Here is a 15,477-nt window from a genome sequence, read left to right on the forward strand (position 1 = left end):
AGCGCGGTTCTAGAGATGCGGCCCGATAGAGCGCCGCTCTAAAAGATCTCAGCACGCCAAGCGCCCGGGGCGCTCGGCGTCCGCGGCGCGGAGACCGCGCCCCCGCACGGCGTCGACAGCGCGCCGCACCGCCCACACACTGTTGTCCGGCCTCTCAGGGGAGCCCTCATGCCGATCGAACAACGCGGAGTCGACACCGTCCCGGACGAGGAACGCACCAGCGGCCCTCGTGATCTCGTCTCGATCCTGCTCGGGTCGAACCTCGCCCTCGGCGTGGTGATCTTCGGCTGGCTCCCGGTCTCCTTCGGGCTCGGCTTCTGGCCCTCGGTGACCTCCCTGGTGGCCGGCACCCTCGTCGGCACCCTGCTGACCGCCCCGCTCGCGCTGGTCTCGCTGCGCAGCGCCACCAACCTGTCCACCAGCAGCGGCGCCCACTTCGGGGTGCGCGGCCGGCTCATCGGCTCGGTCATCGGCCTGCTGCTGTCGCTCGGCTACACCGCACTGACCCTGTGGGTCGGCGGCGACGCCGTCGTCGGCACGCTGCACCGGCTCACCGGGCTGCCGTCCGGCGGCGCGGCCTATGCGGTGGTCTACGCCCTGCTGGCCGGCGCCACCGCCCTCGGCGCGGTCTACGGCTACCGGGTGCTGCTGCGGCTGAGCAAGGTGCTCGCCCTCGGCCTGACCGTGCTGCTGGCCGTCGGCACCGTCGCGTACGCCGGCACCTTCACCACCGCCGCGCCGCACGGCAGCGCGTATCTGCTCGGCGGCTTCTGGCAGACCTGGCTGCTGGCCGCCGTCTCCGCGGGCCTGAGCGGCCCGATCGCGTTCATCACCCTGCTCGGCGACTACAGCCGCTACATCTCCCCGCGCCGGCACAGCAGCCGGAAGGTCTTCGGCGCCACCTGTCTGGGCCTGGTGGTGGGGCTGCTGGTGCCGCAGCTGTTCGGTACGTTCACCGCACTCGCCGTCGGTGCGGACACCGACTACGCGGGCCCGCTGGTGGCCGGCGCCCCCTTCTGGTACCTGGCATTTCTGCTGCTCAACGCCTCGGCCGGCTCGGTCGGCAACGCCGGGCTGATGCTCTACAGCATGGGCCTGGACCTGGACGCGATCCTGCCGCGCGCCACCCGCACCCAGGCCACCTATGTCGTCGCCGCGGTGTCGACCGCGCTGGTCTACGCCGGTCACTTCCTGTGGGCCGCGCAGGACGCGATGACGTCCTTCGTGCTGCTGATGACGGCCGTCGGCACGCCCTGGGCGGTGATCACCGTGATCGGCTTCGTCCGCTGCCGCGGCGCCTACGACCCGGAGTCACTGCAGGTCTACAACCGGCGCGCCCGCGGCGGCGTGTACTGGTACCGGGCGGGCTGGCACGTCCGGGCCGCGGTCGCCTGGGCGCTGGGCTCGGTGGTCGGCGTCCTGGGCGTGGACACACCCTTCTACCAGGGGCCACTGCTGCCGCTGACCGGCGGCATCGACCTCAGCTTCCTGCTCGCGGCGGCCGTCGGCGGCCTCGCCTACCTGGCCCTCACCGCCCGGGATCCCCGCCCGGTCACCGCCGTACGCGCCCGGCCGCCCGCCGTCCCGGCCGCCCCGGCCGCCGCGCCCCAGGCGCCCGCGGAGGCCGGCTGAACCGGCCCGGACATGGCGCGAGGCCGCCCCGGCATCGCGCCGGCGGCGGCCTCGACAAGGCGGGAGGTGGCGGCCTCCGCCCGGATCAGCCCAGGGGGTGCATCCAGCCGTGCTTGTCCTCGGCGATGCCGCGCTGGATGTCCAGGAGCGCCTCGCGCAGCTTCAGCGTGACCTTGCCGGGCTCGCCGTCGGACTGGGTCCACTCGCCGCCCGCGCTCTTGACCGTGCCGACCGGGGTGATCACCGCGGCCGTACCGCAGGCGAAGACCTCGGTGAGGGTGCCGTTCTCGGTGTCGGCCTTCCACTGACCGATGGAGATCCGGTCCTCCTGTGACGCAAAGCCCAGATCGCGGGCGACGGACAGCAGGGAGTCACGGGTGATCCCGGCGAGCAGCGAGCCGGTCAGCGTGGGCGTGACGATCTTGACGCCGTTCGCGGAGTCGTCCTTGTACACGAAGTACAGGTTCATGCCGCCGAGTTCCTCGACCCACTTGTGCTCCACGGCATCGAGGTAGGCGACCTGGTCACAGCCCTGCGCGGCGGCCTCGGCCTGCGCCAGCAGCGAGGCGGCGTAGTTGCCGCCGGTCTTGGCGTCGCCCATGCCGCCGGGGACGGCCCGCACCCGGTTCTCGGACAGCCAGATGGAGACCGGCTGGACGCCGCCGGGGAAGTAGGCACCGGCCGGCGAGGCGATGACGACGAAGAGGTACTCGTTGGCGGGCTTCACGCCCAGGCCGACCTCGGTCGCGAACATGAACGGGCGCAGGTAGAGCGACTCCTCGCCGCCGTGCGCGGGCACCCAGTCCCGGTCCTGCCGGACCAGCGCGTCGCACGCCTCGATGAAGGTCTCGACGGGCAGCTCCGGCATGGCCAGCCGGCGCGCGGAGGCCTGGAAGCGCCGGGCGTTGGCGTCGGGGCGGAAGGTGGCGACGGTGCCGTCGGGCTGGCGGTAGGCCTTGAGGCCCTCGAAGATCTCCTGCGCGTAGTGCAGGACGTTGGTCGCCGGGTCGAGGGAGAGCGGTCCGTAGGGCACGAGCTGTCCGTCGTGCCAGCCTCTGCCCTCGGTCCACTTGATCGTCACCATGTGATCGGTGAAGTGGCGGCCGAAGCCGGGGGCGGCCAGGATCTGCTCCCGCTCCGCGTCGGACAGCGGATGCGAGGAGGGCTTGAGCTCGATCGTGGGCGTCGTCATGAATGCATGTCCTTCACTGCGTGTTCCGATACCTGGTGCCCCGCCCAGCGTGAGCTGGAGGAGCGTCACCGGCCCAGCCCTCCGGCCGGGGGCGAGGGGGTCGGCCCCCACCATGCGGCACCGGTGCGGTTTGTCCGGCCGCGCTCGCGGCAGTACCTGAACGTACCGGTCGTTACTGGGACGTCCGAGTTCTCGCGGGCGGCGATGCCACGTCCGATTATCGCTCGTGGGTCCTGGCCGCCGGAACCGTGTGCGCGCTTCGGGTCCGATGGTCCCACCCCGCCGGGCCGCGACGGCGCGCGGGGCAATACGTACAGCGCCGGACCTGGACGTGAGTCCCGACCCGGCGCTGCGGTGGTGCGTGTGCGCTGCTGCGGGCCTCAGCCCGCTACTCGTGCGGCGAGGGCGTCGCCGATCTCGTCGGTGCTGCGCGGGGCGTCACCGCGGGCCTCCAGGTCGGCCGCGACGGCCTCCTCGATACGGGCGGCCTGCGGCGCATAGCCGAGGTGGCGCAGCAGCAGGGCGACCGAGAGGACCGTTGCCGTCGGGTCGGCCTTGCCGGTGCCCGCGATGTCCGGCGCGGAGCCGTGCACCGGCTCGAACATCGAGGGGAACTCGCCGGTCGGGTTGATGTTCCCGGAGGCGGCCAGGCCGATACCGCCGGTGACGGCCGCGGCGAGGTCGGTGAGGATGTCGCCGAAGAGGTTGTCGGTGACGATCACGTCGAACCGCTCGGGCTGGGTGACGAAGAAGATCGTCGCGGCGTCGACGTGCAGGTAGTCGGTGGTGACCTCGGGGTACTCCTGGCCGACCTTGTCGAAGATGTTCTTCCACATGTGGCCCGCGTACACCAGCACGTTGTTCTTGTGCACCAGCGTCAGCTTCTTGCGGGGGCGGGCGTTGGCCCGCTCGTACGCGTCGCGCACCACGCGCTCCACGCCGTAGGCGGTGTTGAGGCTGACCTCGGTGGCGACCTCGGCCGGGGTGCCGGTGCGCAGCGAGCCACCGTTGCCCGTGTACGGACCCTCGGTCCCCTCGCGGACGACGACGAAGTCGATGTCGGGACGGCCGGCCAGCGGCGTGGTGGTGTTCGGGAACAGCTTCGACGGCCGCAGGTTGACGAAGTGGTCGAAGGCGAAGCGGAGCTTGAGCAGCAGCCCGCGCTCCAGCACACCGGACGGCACGGACGGGTCACCGATCGCGCCGAGCAGCAGGGCATCGTGCTGCTTGAGCGACTCCAGCTCCTCGTCCGGCAGGGTCTCACCGGTCGCATGCCATCGCCGGGCACCGAGGTCGTACTCCTTGGTTTCCAGCTTGACGTCCTGCGGGAGGACCGCGGTCAGGACCTTCAGGCCCTGGGCCACGACTTCCTGGCCGATACCGTCACCGGGGATCACTGCGAGGCGAATGCTGCGAGACATGCTGCGGACCCTACTCCCCGTCCCATTGATTGACACGTAACGTCCGCCATACGGACATGTGGACAGCCCGCCAGCTGCCGTTCACCCCTCGTCCCCACGGCGGTTGGATCATGCTGCGACATTCGGCGGCATGACTGGAAACGCCCGGGGGGCCGCCCCGCAGCCCTCGCACACCCCGCGCCTCGGCATACCGGAGCAGCTGGCGGCCCGGATGACCATGCCCGAGCAGCACGAATACCTCCGTACGAAGCTGACCCGCCGGGGCCTGCTGCGCACCTCGGCCGCCACCGCGGGAGTGGTGGCGGGCTCCGGTCTGCTGTCCGGTTCCGCCCAGGCCTCCTCCCCCACCCTGCTCGCCTCCTCCGCCACCGCCCCCGTCGACGGCTCCCTCGTCGCCCCCTTCGGCCGCCACCTCGCCTTCGGCGCCGACCCCAGGAGCCAGATGCGGGTGAGCTGGCAGGTGCCGCTCGCGGTCCAGCGGCCGTACGTCCGGGTGGGTTTGAAGCCCTGGGACCTGGGGCGCAAGATCGAGGCCGAGGTGCGCCCGCTGCACACCCCGTCGCTGTCCGCGAAACTGCCGGCCGTGCAGCAGTACTACCTGCACGCCGCACTGGACGGGCTGCAGCCGGGGACGACGTACTACTACGGCGTCGGCCACGACGGCTTCGACCCGGCCGGCCCCCGGCACTTCTCCACCGTCGGCACCTTCCGCACCGCCCCGGCCCGGGCCGAGAAGTTCGTCTTCACGGCCTTCGGTGACCAGGGCGTGAGCTACCACGCGCTCGCCAACGACCAGTTGATCCTGGGCCAGGACCCGTCCTTCCATCTGCACGCCGGCGACATCTGCTACGCGGACACGGACGGCGACGGCTCCGAGCACGACACCTATGACGCCCGCGTCTGGGACCAGTTCCTCGCCCAGACCGAGTCGGTGGCCAAGTCCGTGCCGTGGATGGTGACCACCGGCAACCACGACATGGAGGCCTGGTACTCCCCCCACGGCTACGGCGGCCAGAACGCCCGCTGGACGCTGCCCGGCAACGGCCCGGACGCCGAAAACGCCCCCGGCATCTACTCGTTCACCTACGGCAACGTCGCGGTCGTCGCCCTGGACGCCAACGACATCTCGTACGAGATCCCCGCCAACCAGGGCTACACCGGCGGCCGGCAGACCCGCTGGCTGGACCGCAGGCTGGCCGAACTGCGCGGCACGGACGGCATCGACTTCCTCGTCGTCTTCTTCCACCACTGCGCCTTCTCGACCACCAACTCGCACGCCTCCGAGGGCGCGGTGCGCGAGGCCTGGCTGCCGCTGTTCGACAAGCACCAGGTGGACCTGGTCATCAACGGCCACAACCACGTCTACGAGCGGACCGATGCGCTCAAGGGCGGCCGGGTCACCAAGAAGATGCCGGTCGGCGAGAGCGTCGACACGGCACAGGAGGGCCTGGTGTACGTGACCGCCGGCGGCGCGGGCCGGGCCCTGTACGACTTCCCCGTGCCGGACAGCTACGAGGGCCACGTCAAGGACCTCGACCACGTCGACACGTACCACTGGTCGAAGGGCCAGGTGAAGACCAAGGAGACCGTGGAGTGGTCCCGGGTCCGCTACACCGGCTACTCCTTCCTCGCCGTCGAGGTCTCGCCGGGCCACCGCCCGCGGATGAAGGTCACCGCGCTCGCCGAATCCGGCGAGCGCATCGACCACTTCGAGGTGACCCGCTCGCAGTGAGCCGGTCCGCTCGCGCAGGGGCGCCCGCGATCCGGGCGCCCCGGGCGGGCGGGGCGGTCAGGGCGCTCAGGAGAGCAAGAGCCAGCGGGCCACGGACAGCCGGATCCGCCAGCAGCAGCGGCAGGGCATCGAGGCCGGCCTGGTCAGCACGGACCCGCTTCGCACGCGGAGCATCTCAGTGCCCGGTGGAGCCGCCGTTGTCCCGGCGGTCGAGGGCACGCTGGAGGGCGGCCGCCGCGTTGCGGCGGTCGGCGTCGTTGGTCGTCCGGACGGAGTGACGGGTCCTGCGGACAGCAGTCTCGGCCATGATTCACGTCTCCAATGCCAGAGCCCCGAGAACAAATGGGAAGCGTCGATCCAGAAGCGGCCGGAAGGGGCGGGGGCCTCGGCGCCGCAGGGGTCACCTGCGCCGTGCACCGGGCCGCATCCGCCTCCGCTCGATGGAGCGGGACGTTCGGCTTCCTACAACGCTAAGACAGCTCGGCCGTGATGTCTGCACAATTACTTGGGCTTCCTACTATCTGAGACGGCGGGGGTGTGCTCGAACGAGTGATCCCTGGACATTCGCAGCTCATGGCGTCGTAAGGCCTCCCTGGCGTGGCGGTGTCGCTTGTGCCACGAGGCCAAGCTCGCCCACACTTAGGAGGAGGTGCTGCACCATGACCGCGCTCGCGCAGGAGGCGCCCGTGATGACGTCGGAGACCACGACATCGGAGGCCACGACTCACGGCCCCGACCTGGACGAGGTCCTGTGGCAGGCATGGAAAGCCATGGAACTCCCCGAGGGCTTCCACGCCGAGATCATCGAGGGGTCCATCGAGGTGTCGCCCACCGGACGTTTTGCACACGGTCAGATCGCCAACCGCTTGCGGGACAAGTTGGTGGTGTTCCTGGCAGACAGTGACTACGTGGCACGCCAGGACATGAATGTCGTCCACGATCGCAAGGTATGGATCCCCGATTGCTTCGTCGCACCGGAAGACCCCGAGGAGCACATCACCGACGACGGCATCGGCATCAAAGCCTCCGCCGTGCAGCTGATCGTCGAGGTGGTCTCTCCGGGCCACGATGGCCTTGAACGCGACCGGGAACGCAAGCGCCGTGCCTACGCCCGCGCCGGCATCCCGGTCTACGTCCTCATCGACGACTACGACGACCACGGGACCGTGAGCGTGCTCACCTCGCCCCGTCCCGACGACGGGATCTACACCAACGCGCACCATGTCGGGTACGGCACCGAAGTATCCATCCCCGAAGGCCCCGCCAAGGGCTTCACCATCGGCGAGGCGATCACCGGCCCTCCACGCAACGCCTGACGCAACGCCGACGGCCCGGCGCCCCTCCGAAGAGGGGCGCCGGGCCGTCGGCATACGTACCGCCCGAGGGTCAGCCCATGTGCGGGTAGCGGTAGTCCGTCGGCGGGACCAAGGTCTCCTTGATGGAGCGGGTGGAGGTCCAGCGCATCAGGTTCTGCTTGGCGCCGGCCTTGTCGTTGGTGCCGGACGCGCGGCCGCCACCGAAGGGCTGCTGACCGACGACGGCGCCGGTCGGCTTGTCGTTGATGTAGAAGTTGCCCGCGGCGAAGCGCAGCTTCTCGCAGGTCGCGGCGGCCGCGGCACGGTCCTGGGCGATGACGCAACCGGTCAGGCCGTACGCCGAGGCGGACTCCATCTGGGTGAGCATCGCGTCGTAGCCCTCTTCGGACTCGTCGTCGTAGACGTACACACCCAGGATCGGGCCGAAGTACTCGTCCTTGAAGATCTCGTTCTCCGGGTCGGTGGAGACCAGGACCGTCGGGCGGACGAAGTAGCCCTCGCTGTCGTCGTACGTGCCGCCGGCCACGATCTCGACCGTCGGGTCGGCCTTGGCGCGGTCGATCGCTGCCTTGTTCTTGGCGAAGGAGCGCTCGTCGATGACGGCACCCATGAAGTGCGACAGGTCGGAGACGTCGCCCATGGCCAGGCCGTCGACCTCGGCCGCGAACTCCTCCTTGAGGCCGCTGTTCCACAGCGAGGCCGGGACGTAGGCCCGGGAGGCCGCGGAGCACTTCTGGCCCTGGAACTCGAAGGCGCCACGGGTCATGGCGGTCTTCAGCACGGAGCGGTCGGCCGAGGGGTGGGCGACGATGAAGTCCTTGCCACCGGTCTCGCCGACGAGCCGCGGGTAGGTCTTGTAGTTCTCGATGTTGTTGCCGACCGTCTTCCACAGGTGCTGGAAGGTCTTGGTCGAACCGGTGAAGTGGATGCCCGCCAGGTCGGGGTGGGTCAGCGCCACCTCCGAGACGTCCTTGCCGTCGCCGGTGACGAGGTTGATGACGCCCTTGGGCAGCCCGGCCTCCTCCAGCAGCTGCATCAGCAGCACGGCGGCGAGGGTCTGCGTGGGGGACGGCTTCCAGACCACGACGTTGCCCATGAGGGCGGGCGCGGTCGGGAGGTTGCCGGCGATCGCGGTGAAGTTGAACGGCGTGATCGCGTAGACGAAGCCCTCCAGGGGGCGGTGGTCCGAGCGGTTCCAGACGCCCGGGGAGTTCGCCGGGGGCTGCTCGGCGAGGATCTGGCGTGCGAAGTGCACATTGAAGCGCCAGAAGTCGATGAGCTCACAGGGGGTGTCGATCTCGGCCTGCTGCGCGGTCTTGGACTGGCCGAGCATGGTGGCGGCGGCCAGCGTCTCGCGCCAGGGGCCGGAGAGCAGGTCGGCGGCCTTCAGGATGATCGCGGCGCGGTCGTCGAAGGACAGCGCGCGCCAGGCCGGGGCGGCGGCCAGCGCGGCGTCGACCGCGTCCTGGGCGTCGTTGACCGTGGCATTGGCGTACGTGCCGAGGCGGGCCGAGTGGTTGTGCGGCTGCACGACGTCGAAGCGCTCGCCGCCGCCCATCCGGCGGGCACCGCCGATGGTCATCGGCAGCTCGATCGGGTTGCCGGCCAGCTCCTTGAGCTTGGCCTCCAGACGGGAACGCTCCGGGCTGCCGGGTGCGTAGGTGTGGACCGGCTCGTTAACCGGCACGGGGACCTGGGTCACAGCGTCCATAGCGGCCGTGTCTCCTTCGATTTCGCTCGTCGGTTGTCGTACGTCGTGGTGCGGCCGCGGCCGCGTCGGGTGGGCGGCTGCGGGCGGCGCCGTCCGGGTGCACACCCCGGGCTTCCAGCATCCACCCACGCCGCCCTCCGCGGGGAGGTCAGCCGCGGGTCGCCAGCGACCTCAGGCTGCATCTCCCGGGGAGTAACCCCCGGACCCCCAGCCGGACAGTCACCGCCCCTCATGCGTCAGCCCCGGGTCGCCAGCGACCTCAGGAAGAATCCGAGGTTCGCGGGGCGCTCGGCGAGCCTGCGCATGAAATATCCGTACCAGTCGGTGCCATAGGGGATGTACACCCGCATACGGTGCCCGTCGGCGACCAGCCGCTGCTGCTCCGCCTCGCGGATGCCGTACAGCATCTGGAATTCGTAGTCGGCCGGCTTGCGCCCGTTGCGGTGCGCCAGCTCCTGGGCGATGGCCACCATCCGCGGGTCGTGCGACCCGATCATGGGGTAGCCCTCCCCCGCCATCAGGATCTTCAGACAGCGCACATACGCCTTGTCGACCTCCCGCTTGTCCTGGAAGGCGACGCTCGCGGGCTCCTTGTACGCGCCCTTGACCAGCCGCACCCGGGAGCCTTCCCCGGCGAGCGCACGGCAGTCGTCCTCGGTGCGGAACAGGTAGGACTGCAGCACCGCACCGGTCTGCGGGAACAGCTCCCGCAGGTCGGCGAGGATCGCGAGGGTGGAGTCGACCGTGGTGTGGTCCTCCATGTCGAGGGTCACGGTCGTACCGGCCTCGGCGGCGGCCTCGACCACCGGCCGGATGTTCTTCAGCGCCAGCTCGTGGCCGCCGGGCAGCGCCTGCCCGAAAGCGGACAGCTTGACCGACATCTCGGCCTTGACGCCGAGTCCGTGCTCCTTGAGGGCCGCGGCCAGCTGGAGGTAGGCGTCGCGGTTGCGCAGCGCCTCGGCCGGGTCGGTGATGTCCTCGCCCAGGTGGTCGAGGGTGACCTCCAGGCCGCGGGCGGCCAGCGACCGCACGGCCGCCATGGACTCGTCCAGGCGCTCGCCGGCGACGAACCGGTCCACGACGGGGCGGGTGACCGGAGCGGCCGCGACGATGCGGCGGATGCTGTCGCTGCGCGCTGCGGCGAGAAGCACGGGACCCAGCATGGGCACCTCCACGATTCAGGGGACAAGTACCGGGCGGACCCCGGAGCGGGCGAACGCGTCGGCAAGATTGAGCCACCTGAAATTTAAGGATCGCGCCACTTCGCGGCCATCGACAGCTGTCACGCCTTCGTGGCCAGGATCTCAGACAGTTGTATGAGAATGAGGGGAAGGAGACGATGCCAGGGATGACCGTGGTGTGACGGTTGTCCAAAGGTGCCGGTGATGCCGGTGAGGCGGCTACAGGGAGAGGAGCCGGGCGGCGGATGCGGGGCGACTACCAGCAGCTCGTGGACGAGATCTCGGCGGCACTCGGTGCCCCGGCGACGCTGGAGGACCGGGATTTCGGTCTGATTGCGTTCGGGGCCCACGAGAGCGACGACGAGGTCATGGACCCGGTGCGCACCCGCTCGATCCTGCAGCGCCGCTCGTCGGCGGCCGTCCGGGCCTGGTTCGAGGCGTTCGGGATCGCCCGCGCCAAGACGGCGCTGCGCATCCCGCCGGACCCGGCCGCCGGCGTGTTCAAGGGGCGGATCTGTCTGCCCGTACGCCATCGGGGCATCGTGCACGGCTATGTCTGGCTGCTGGACGACGGGCATCTGACCGACCTCGAACTGGGCGGCCGGGGCGCGCCGCCCGACCCGCGGATCGCGCAGGCGATGGAGACCGCGTCCCGGATCGGCGCCCTGCTGGCCGACGAGGCCCGCGCCGGGTCCGAACTCGGCGATCTGCTCCGGGAGTTGCTGGATGCGCCGGCCGCCGGCCGGCCGGCCGCGGCGGCCGCGCTGCGCGATGCGCTGCGGGACAGCCTGCGCTTCACCCCGGGCGTCCCGCTCACCCTGGTCGCGGTGCTGCCCTGGGACACCTCGGACACCGACACCGCACCGCTGCCGGGCCTGCCGGGCCTGCTGGCCGCGTGCGCCCTGCCCGCGGGCGGCGGCCCGGAAGGCGGCCCGGCCGCGGACGGGACGCAGGCCGCCCCGCCCGGCGGTCCCGGCAGCGGCGCCACGGACCCGCCGCGGCCCGCGGCGGCCGTCCCCTCCCTGGCCGCGCTGGTACGGCTGCGCTCGCCCGGGGCGCTCGCCCCGGCCCATGCGGTGGCCGAGCATCTGCTGCGCTCCCCGCGCGCGGGCGCGAGCCCGGCCGAGGCGGCGGCGCGCGGTGGTCCGGCGGCCGGCGGCGGCGCCGGGCAGCTCGCGCCGCTCGGGCCGGGCGCCGCCGGAATCGGCGCCGGCACCAGCGAGTTGACCGCGCTCCCGGCCACCTGGCGGGAAGCGCTGGACGCGGCCCGCGCGGTCCGCGCCGAGCCCCGGCTGGGCCCGGTCACCCAGTGGGACGCCATCGGCGCGTACCGCATGCTGACCACCCTGCCGAAGACCGCGCCCGACCCGGTCATCGGCCCGCTGCTCACCCCCGCACACGCCGAACTCGCCCGCACCGCCGAGGTGTTCCTCGACTGCGCGGGCCAGGCGAGCCGGACCGCACAGGTGCTGGGCATCCACCGCCAGACGCTCTACTACCGCCTGGGCCGGGTGGAGAAGCTCACCGGCCTCGACCTGGGCGACGGGGAACACCGGCTGCTGCTGCACATGGCGCTCAAGGCGGCACGGCTGTGAGCCTTTCCCGGCGCCCGCCCACGCGGGGCGTGCCATGCACCGACGTCCGCTTCACCTTCTGGAACGGCACCAGTTACTGCGACGCCCGCTCGGACGCGCACGACTACCACGGCACCAACCTGGGCGGCGCCCGCCCGTGCACTGTCTCGTACAGCTCCTGAGCCGGCCCCGGCACGGAAACGGGCGTACCCGCAGACACTCGGGTGCGCCCGGCCGGCAGAGGGCCGCGTCCGCGCCGGGCGGCGCCCCGCCGTACGTCACGCCGGCCCCGGCACCTCACCCGTGGTGACCCGGCGCAGCGCCGTGGCGAGGTCCTGGCCGGTGGGCATCCGGTCCGGGGTGAGCAGCGACTGGACCATCAGGCCGGTGAGCAGGGCCCGGTAGAAGGAGCCGACGACGCGCACCGTCTCGGGGTCGGCCTCGGTCTCCGGCACCCCTTCGAATGCCGCGACGAGTTCCTCGCCGCCCTCCGGGAGCACCTCGCCGATGGCCTCGCGCAGTCCCGCATCGCGCGGCAGCAGCCCCAGCACCTCGACCTGTGCGGCGATGAACTGCGGTTCCGTGGCGATCCGTTGCAGCACCCGGTCCCAGACCGCGGCGAACCGGCCCAGCGGGTCCGCGTCCCGCTCCTCCTCGTCGCCGGCGGCCGGCATCCGGGCGAGGCCCGCGCCCCACTCCTCGGTGGACGCGACGACCGCCTGGCGCATCAGGGCGTCCTTGGAGCCGTAGTGGTAGCCGATGGAGGCGAGGTTGGCGCCGGAGGCGGCCACGATGTCGCGGGCGGTGGTGCGCGCATAGCCCTTCTCCAGGAGACAGCGTTTGGCGCCCTCCAGGAGATCTTCACGGTGTCCCATGAAGTGAGCCTATCGCTGCGCATACGCTCGTACCAGACGTACGTATGAGACATCCGTACACACTCGCCGCGCCGCCCTGACGATGTGCGGGCGGAGGCCGCATGCTCGACCGCGGCCTCCGCCGCTCCCCCGGCCCGGGGCACCCCACCCGGTTACCGGAGCCGGTCGGGCCCGGACCCCTCTCCCGGGTCCATGCCCTCGTCGGTCTCGGGCGTCTGCTCCGTGCCGCGCCGGGCGTCCTTGTCGTCCGGGCCGCCCGGCCCCGACCGCGTCCCGGCGCCCGCCCCGGCCAGCGGCCCGTCGACCAGCTTGTTGCGCTCACCGGGCGGCCGCCCCGGGGAGCCGCCGCCCGCCGGGGGCCGGGCCCCGGCGTCCTTCGTTCCGGCCGCGCCCGCACCGGACGCCGTGCCCGCCGCGTCGGTACCCGGGGCGGAGGCGGGCGGCTGCGCCTCCCCGGCGGCGTCCTCCGGTCCTCCCGCCCCGGACGCACCCGGCCGGGGCATCCCGTAGTGGCGATAGAGCTCGGCTTCCTCGGAAGGGTCGAGATGGCCGTCGACGTCGATCCGCGGCGCCGCCTTGATGGTGTGCTTGTCGTGCGGAACATGCAGCTCGTCGCCGGTCCGGCGGGCCCCGGCGAGCGGAATGAAGGTCTCCTTCATGCCGAACAGCCCGGTACGCACCGTGATCCACTCGGGCTCGTTGGTGGCATCGTCCCGGTAGACCTGCTGGACCTTGCCCACCTTCGTGCCGTCCGCATCGACCACCTGCAGACCGGTCAGGCTCTGCGGGGCGTCACCCAGAGGTGCATTCATGGCGTCCGCTCTCCTTCCGCACGCACCGGCCGGGGCACGCGCAGTACCCATTGCGCGACGCACACCTCTGCGCAGCGACTCGGGAGGACCGCCGACCCGGGGCGACGGCGGTCCCACGGCGGCGCTTCCGGCCTCCACGCCCCCGCCCTCCGATACGCCATTCGGGTGAACGGCGGACGCATCGGAGATCACCGGGCGCCGGGTCGCGCACCCCCGCCGCGCCCGTACGATGCCGGCACGCCAACGGGCCCGCACTCCGCCGAAGCGGAATACGGGCCCGTTGACCTGCGAAAACCTACGATCAGTCGCCGAGGTTCACGGCGCGCACCGAGGTCGCGCCGATCTCCTCACCGATCTCGGCGAGCACGTTCGGCGGAATGGTGTCGTCGACGGTCAGCGCGACCAGCGCCTCGCCACCGACATCGGCCCGGGAGACCTGCATCCCGCCGATGTTGATGCCCGCCTCACCCAGGATCCGGCCGACGGTGCCGACGACACCGGGGCGGTCGCTGTAGCGCATGAAGGCCATGTGGTCGGCGAGCGACAGGTCGATGGAGTGCTCACCGACCGCGACGATCTTCTGGATGTTCTTGTGGCCGGCCAGCGTGCCGGAGATCGACACCTCGTCGCCGCCCGCGAGGGTGCCGCGCACGGTCACCACATTGCGGTGCTCGGGCGACTCGCTGCTGGTCGTCAGCCGCACCTCCACGCCACGCTCCTGCGCGAACAGCGGGGCGTTGACGTACGACACCGTCTCGTCGACGACGTCCTCGAAGACGCCCTTGAGCGCGGAGAGTTCCAGCACCTTCACGTCGTGCTGGGTGATCTCGCCGTACACCTCGACGTCGAGGCGCATCGCGACCTCGCCGGCCAGCGCGGTGAAGATCCGGCCGAGCCGCTCGGCCAGCGGCAGGCCCGGCTTGACGTCCTCGGCGATCACTCCGCCCTGGACGTTGACCGCATCCGGCACCAGCTCACCGGCGAGCGCGAGCCGCACCGACTTGGCGACCGCGATACCGGCCTTCTCCTGCGCCTCACCGGTCGACGCGCCCAGGTGCGGGGTGGCGACGACCTGGTCGAACTCGAACAGCGGGGAGTCCGTGCAGGGCTCGACGGCATAGACGTCCAGGCCCGCGCCGGCCACCCGGCCCTCCTTGAGCGCGGTGGCCAGCGCCGCCTCGTCGACGATCCCGCCGCGCGCGGCGTTGACGATCCGGACCGACGGCTTGACCTTGTTCAGCGCCTCGTCGCCGATGAGACCGACGGTCTCGGGCGTCTTGGGGAGGTGCACGGTGATGAAGTCGGAGACCGCGAGCAGCTCGTCGAGGGTCAGCAGCTTGACGCCCATCTGCGCGGCACGGGCCGGCTGGACGTAGGGGTCGTAGGCGACGACCTTCATGCCGAACGCCGACATCCGCTGGGCGACCAGCACGCCGATCCGGCCGAGGCCGACCACGCCGAGGGTCTTCTCGCTGAGCTCGACGCCGGTGTACTTGCTGCGCTTCCACTCGCCGTTCTTCAGGGCGGTGTTGGCCTGCGGGATGTTGCGGGCCGTGGCGACCAGCAGACCGCAGGCGAGCTCGGCGGCGGTGACGATGTTGGAGGTCGGGGCGTTGACGACCATCACGCCGGCCTTGGTGGCGGCGGAGACGTCGACGTTGTCCAGGCCCACGCCCGCGCGGGCGACGACCCGCAGCTTCTTGGCGGCGGCGATGGCCTCGGCGTCGATCTTCGTCGCACTGCGCACGAGGACGGCATCGACATCGACGATGGCGGGGAGCAGCTCGGCGCGGTCCGCGCCGTTGCAGTGCCGGATCTCGAAGTCCGGCCCGAGGGCGTCGACGGTGGCGGGCGACAGCTCTTCGGCGATGAGTACGACAGGTTTCGAGCTCACGTGGTCTTCAGTCCTCACTAGTCCTTCGCGGACGGCCGTCCCGACGGCCGAAGGCGGTGAAGGGGGAAAGCCGCGTGGAAGACGCACGACGCTGTGAGCCTGACGCGCTTGTGCATTGCAGTGTAGTGGCGGTGGGG

At 71.4% G+C, this 15,477-nt stretch carries 13 protein-coding genes; 5 read left to right on the forward strand and 8 right to left on the reverse strand.

The features are described from left to right. Positions 1-168: 168 nt before the first annotated feature. Positions 169-1,632, forward strand: a complete 1,464-nt coding sequence (locus CPH93_RS09560; protein ID WP_096212530.1) for a cytosine permease — start codon at positions 169-171, stop codon at positions 1,630-1,632. An 85-nt stretch (positions 1,633-1,717) separates the two neighbouring features. Here CPH93_RS09560 and CPH93_RS09565 read toward each other — a convergent pair whose 3' ends face one another. Both CPH93_RS09565 and CPH93_RS09570 read right to left on the reverse strand, forming a co-directional pair. Then, positions 1,718-2,824, reverse strand: a complete 1,107-nt coding sequence (locus CPH93_RS09565) for a branched-chain amino acid aminotransferase (protein WP_093485334.1) — start codon at positions 2,822-2,824, stop codon at positions 1,718-1,720. A 380-nt stretch (positions 2,825-3,204) separates the two neighbouring features. Continuing rightward, a complete protein-coding gene (locus tag CPH93_RS09570) occupies positions 3,205-4,245 on the reverse strand; it encodes a 3-isopropylmalate dehydrogenase (protein ID WP_096212531.1) in 1,041 nt (346 codons plus the stop codon). 130 nt (positions 4,246-4,375) lie between these two features. Between CPH93_RS09570 and CPH93_RS09575 the strand changes: the two genes are divergently transcribed. Continuing rightward, the gene (locus CPH93_RS09575; protein WP_197708746.1) at positions 4,376-5,977 is read left to right on the forward strand and encodes a purple acid phosphatase family protein; all 1,602 of its coding nucleotides are present in this window, start codon (positions 4,376-4,378) and stop codon (positions 5,975-5,977) included. A 175-nt stretch (positions 5,978-6,152) separates the two neighbouring features. Here the strand turns inward: CPH93_RS09575 and CPH93_RS37245 are convergent, their stop codons facing one another. After that, positions 6,153-6,284 (reverse strand): hypothetical protein, encoded by a 132-nt coding sequence (locus CPH93_RS37245; protein WP_006602915.1) that lies wholly within the window; start codon positions 6,282-6,284, stop codon positions 6,153-6,155. Positions 6,285-6,636: 352 nt separating this feature from the next. Between CPH93_RS37245 and CPH93_RS09585 the strand changes: the two genes are divergently transcribed. Continuing rightward, positions 6,637-7,293 carry a Uma2 family endonuclease gene (locus tag CPH93_RS09585; RefSeq protein ID WP_093485331.1) on the forward strand — a complete coding sequence of 219 codons (657 nt, stop codon included), beginning with the start codon at positions 6,637-6,639 and terminating at the stop codon, positions 7,291-7,293. Between the two features lie 70 nt (positions 7,294-7,363). On the opposite strand, the gene pruA is transcribed toward CPH93_RS09585, so the two are convergent. Both pruA and CPH93_RS09595 read right to left on the reverse strand, forming a co-directional pair. After that, positions 7,364-9,004: an L-glutamate gamma-semialdehyde dehydrogenase gene (gene pruA / locus CPH93_RS09590; RefSeq protein WP_096212532.1), complete on the reverse strand. Its 1,641-nt coding sequence runs from the start codon at positions 9,002-9,004 to the stop codon at positions 7,364-7,366. Positions 9,005-9,240: 236 nt separating this feature from the next. Then, positions 9,241-10,167: a proline dehydrogenase family protein gene (locus CPH93_RS09595; RefSeq protein ID WP_093485329.1), complete on the reverse strand. Its 927-nt coding sequence runs from the start codon at positions 10,165-10,167 to the stop codon at positions 9,241-9,243. Positions 10,168-10,430: 263 nt separating this feature from the next. Between CPH93_RS09595 and CPH93_RS09600 the strand changes: the two genes are divergently transcribed. Together CPH93_RS09600 and CPH93_RS37250 are read left to right on the forward strand one after the other, a co-directional pair. Then, positions 10,431-11,780, forward strand: a complete 1,350-nt coding sequence (locus tag CPH93_RS09600; RefSeq protein WP_096212533.1) for a PucR family transcriptional regulator — start codon at positions 10,431-10,433, stop codon at positions 11,778-11,780. A gap of 29 nt (positions 11,781-11,809) precedes the next feature. Continuing rightward, entirely contained in the window at positions 11,810-11,941 is a 132-nt protein-coding gene (locus CPH93_RS37250; RefSeq protein ID WP_269460149.1) for a hypothetical protein, read from the forward strand. Positions 11,942-12,037: 96 nt separating this feature from the next. Here CPH93_RS37250 and CPH93_RS09605 read toward each other — a convergent pair whose 3' ends face one another. From CPH93_RS09605 to serA, 3 genes are all read right to left on the reverse strand, one after another. Next, positions 12,038-12,634, reverse strand: coding sequence for a TetR/AcrR family transcriptional regulator (locus CPH93_RS09605; protein WP_096212534.1), 597 nt, complete (start codon positions 12,632-12,634; stop codon positions 12,038-12,040). A 152-nt stretch (positions 12,635-12,786) separates the two neighbouring features. Beyond that, complete coding sequence (locus CPH93_RS09610; protein ID WP_096212535.1) at positions 12,787-13,446, reverse strand: PRC-barrel domain-containing protein; 660 nt, start codon at positions 13,444-13,446, stop codon at positions 12,787-12,789. A 301-nt stretch (positions 13,447-13,747) separates the two neighbouring features. Continuing rightward, positions 13,748-15,340, reverse strand: coding sequence for a phosphoglycerate dehydrogenase (serA, locus tag CPH93_RS09615; protein ID WP_093485325.1), 1,593 nt, complete (start codon positions 15,338-15,340; stop codon positions 13,748-13,750). Positions 15,341-15,477 lie beyond the last annotated feature (137 nt).

The organism is Streptomyces sp. 2323.1 (assembly GCF_900221035.1).
Lineage (GTDB): Bacteria > Actinomycetota > Actinomycetes > Streptomycetales > Streptomycetaceae > Streptomyces > Streptomyces sioyaensis.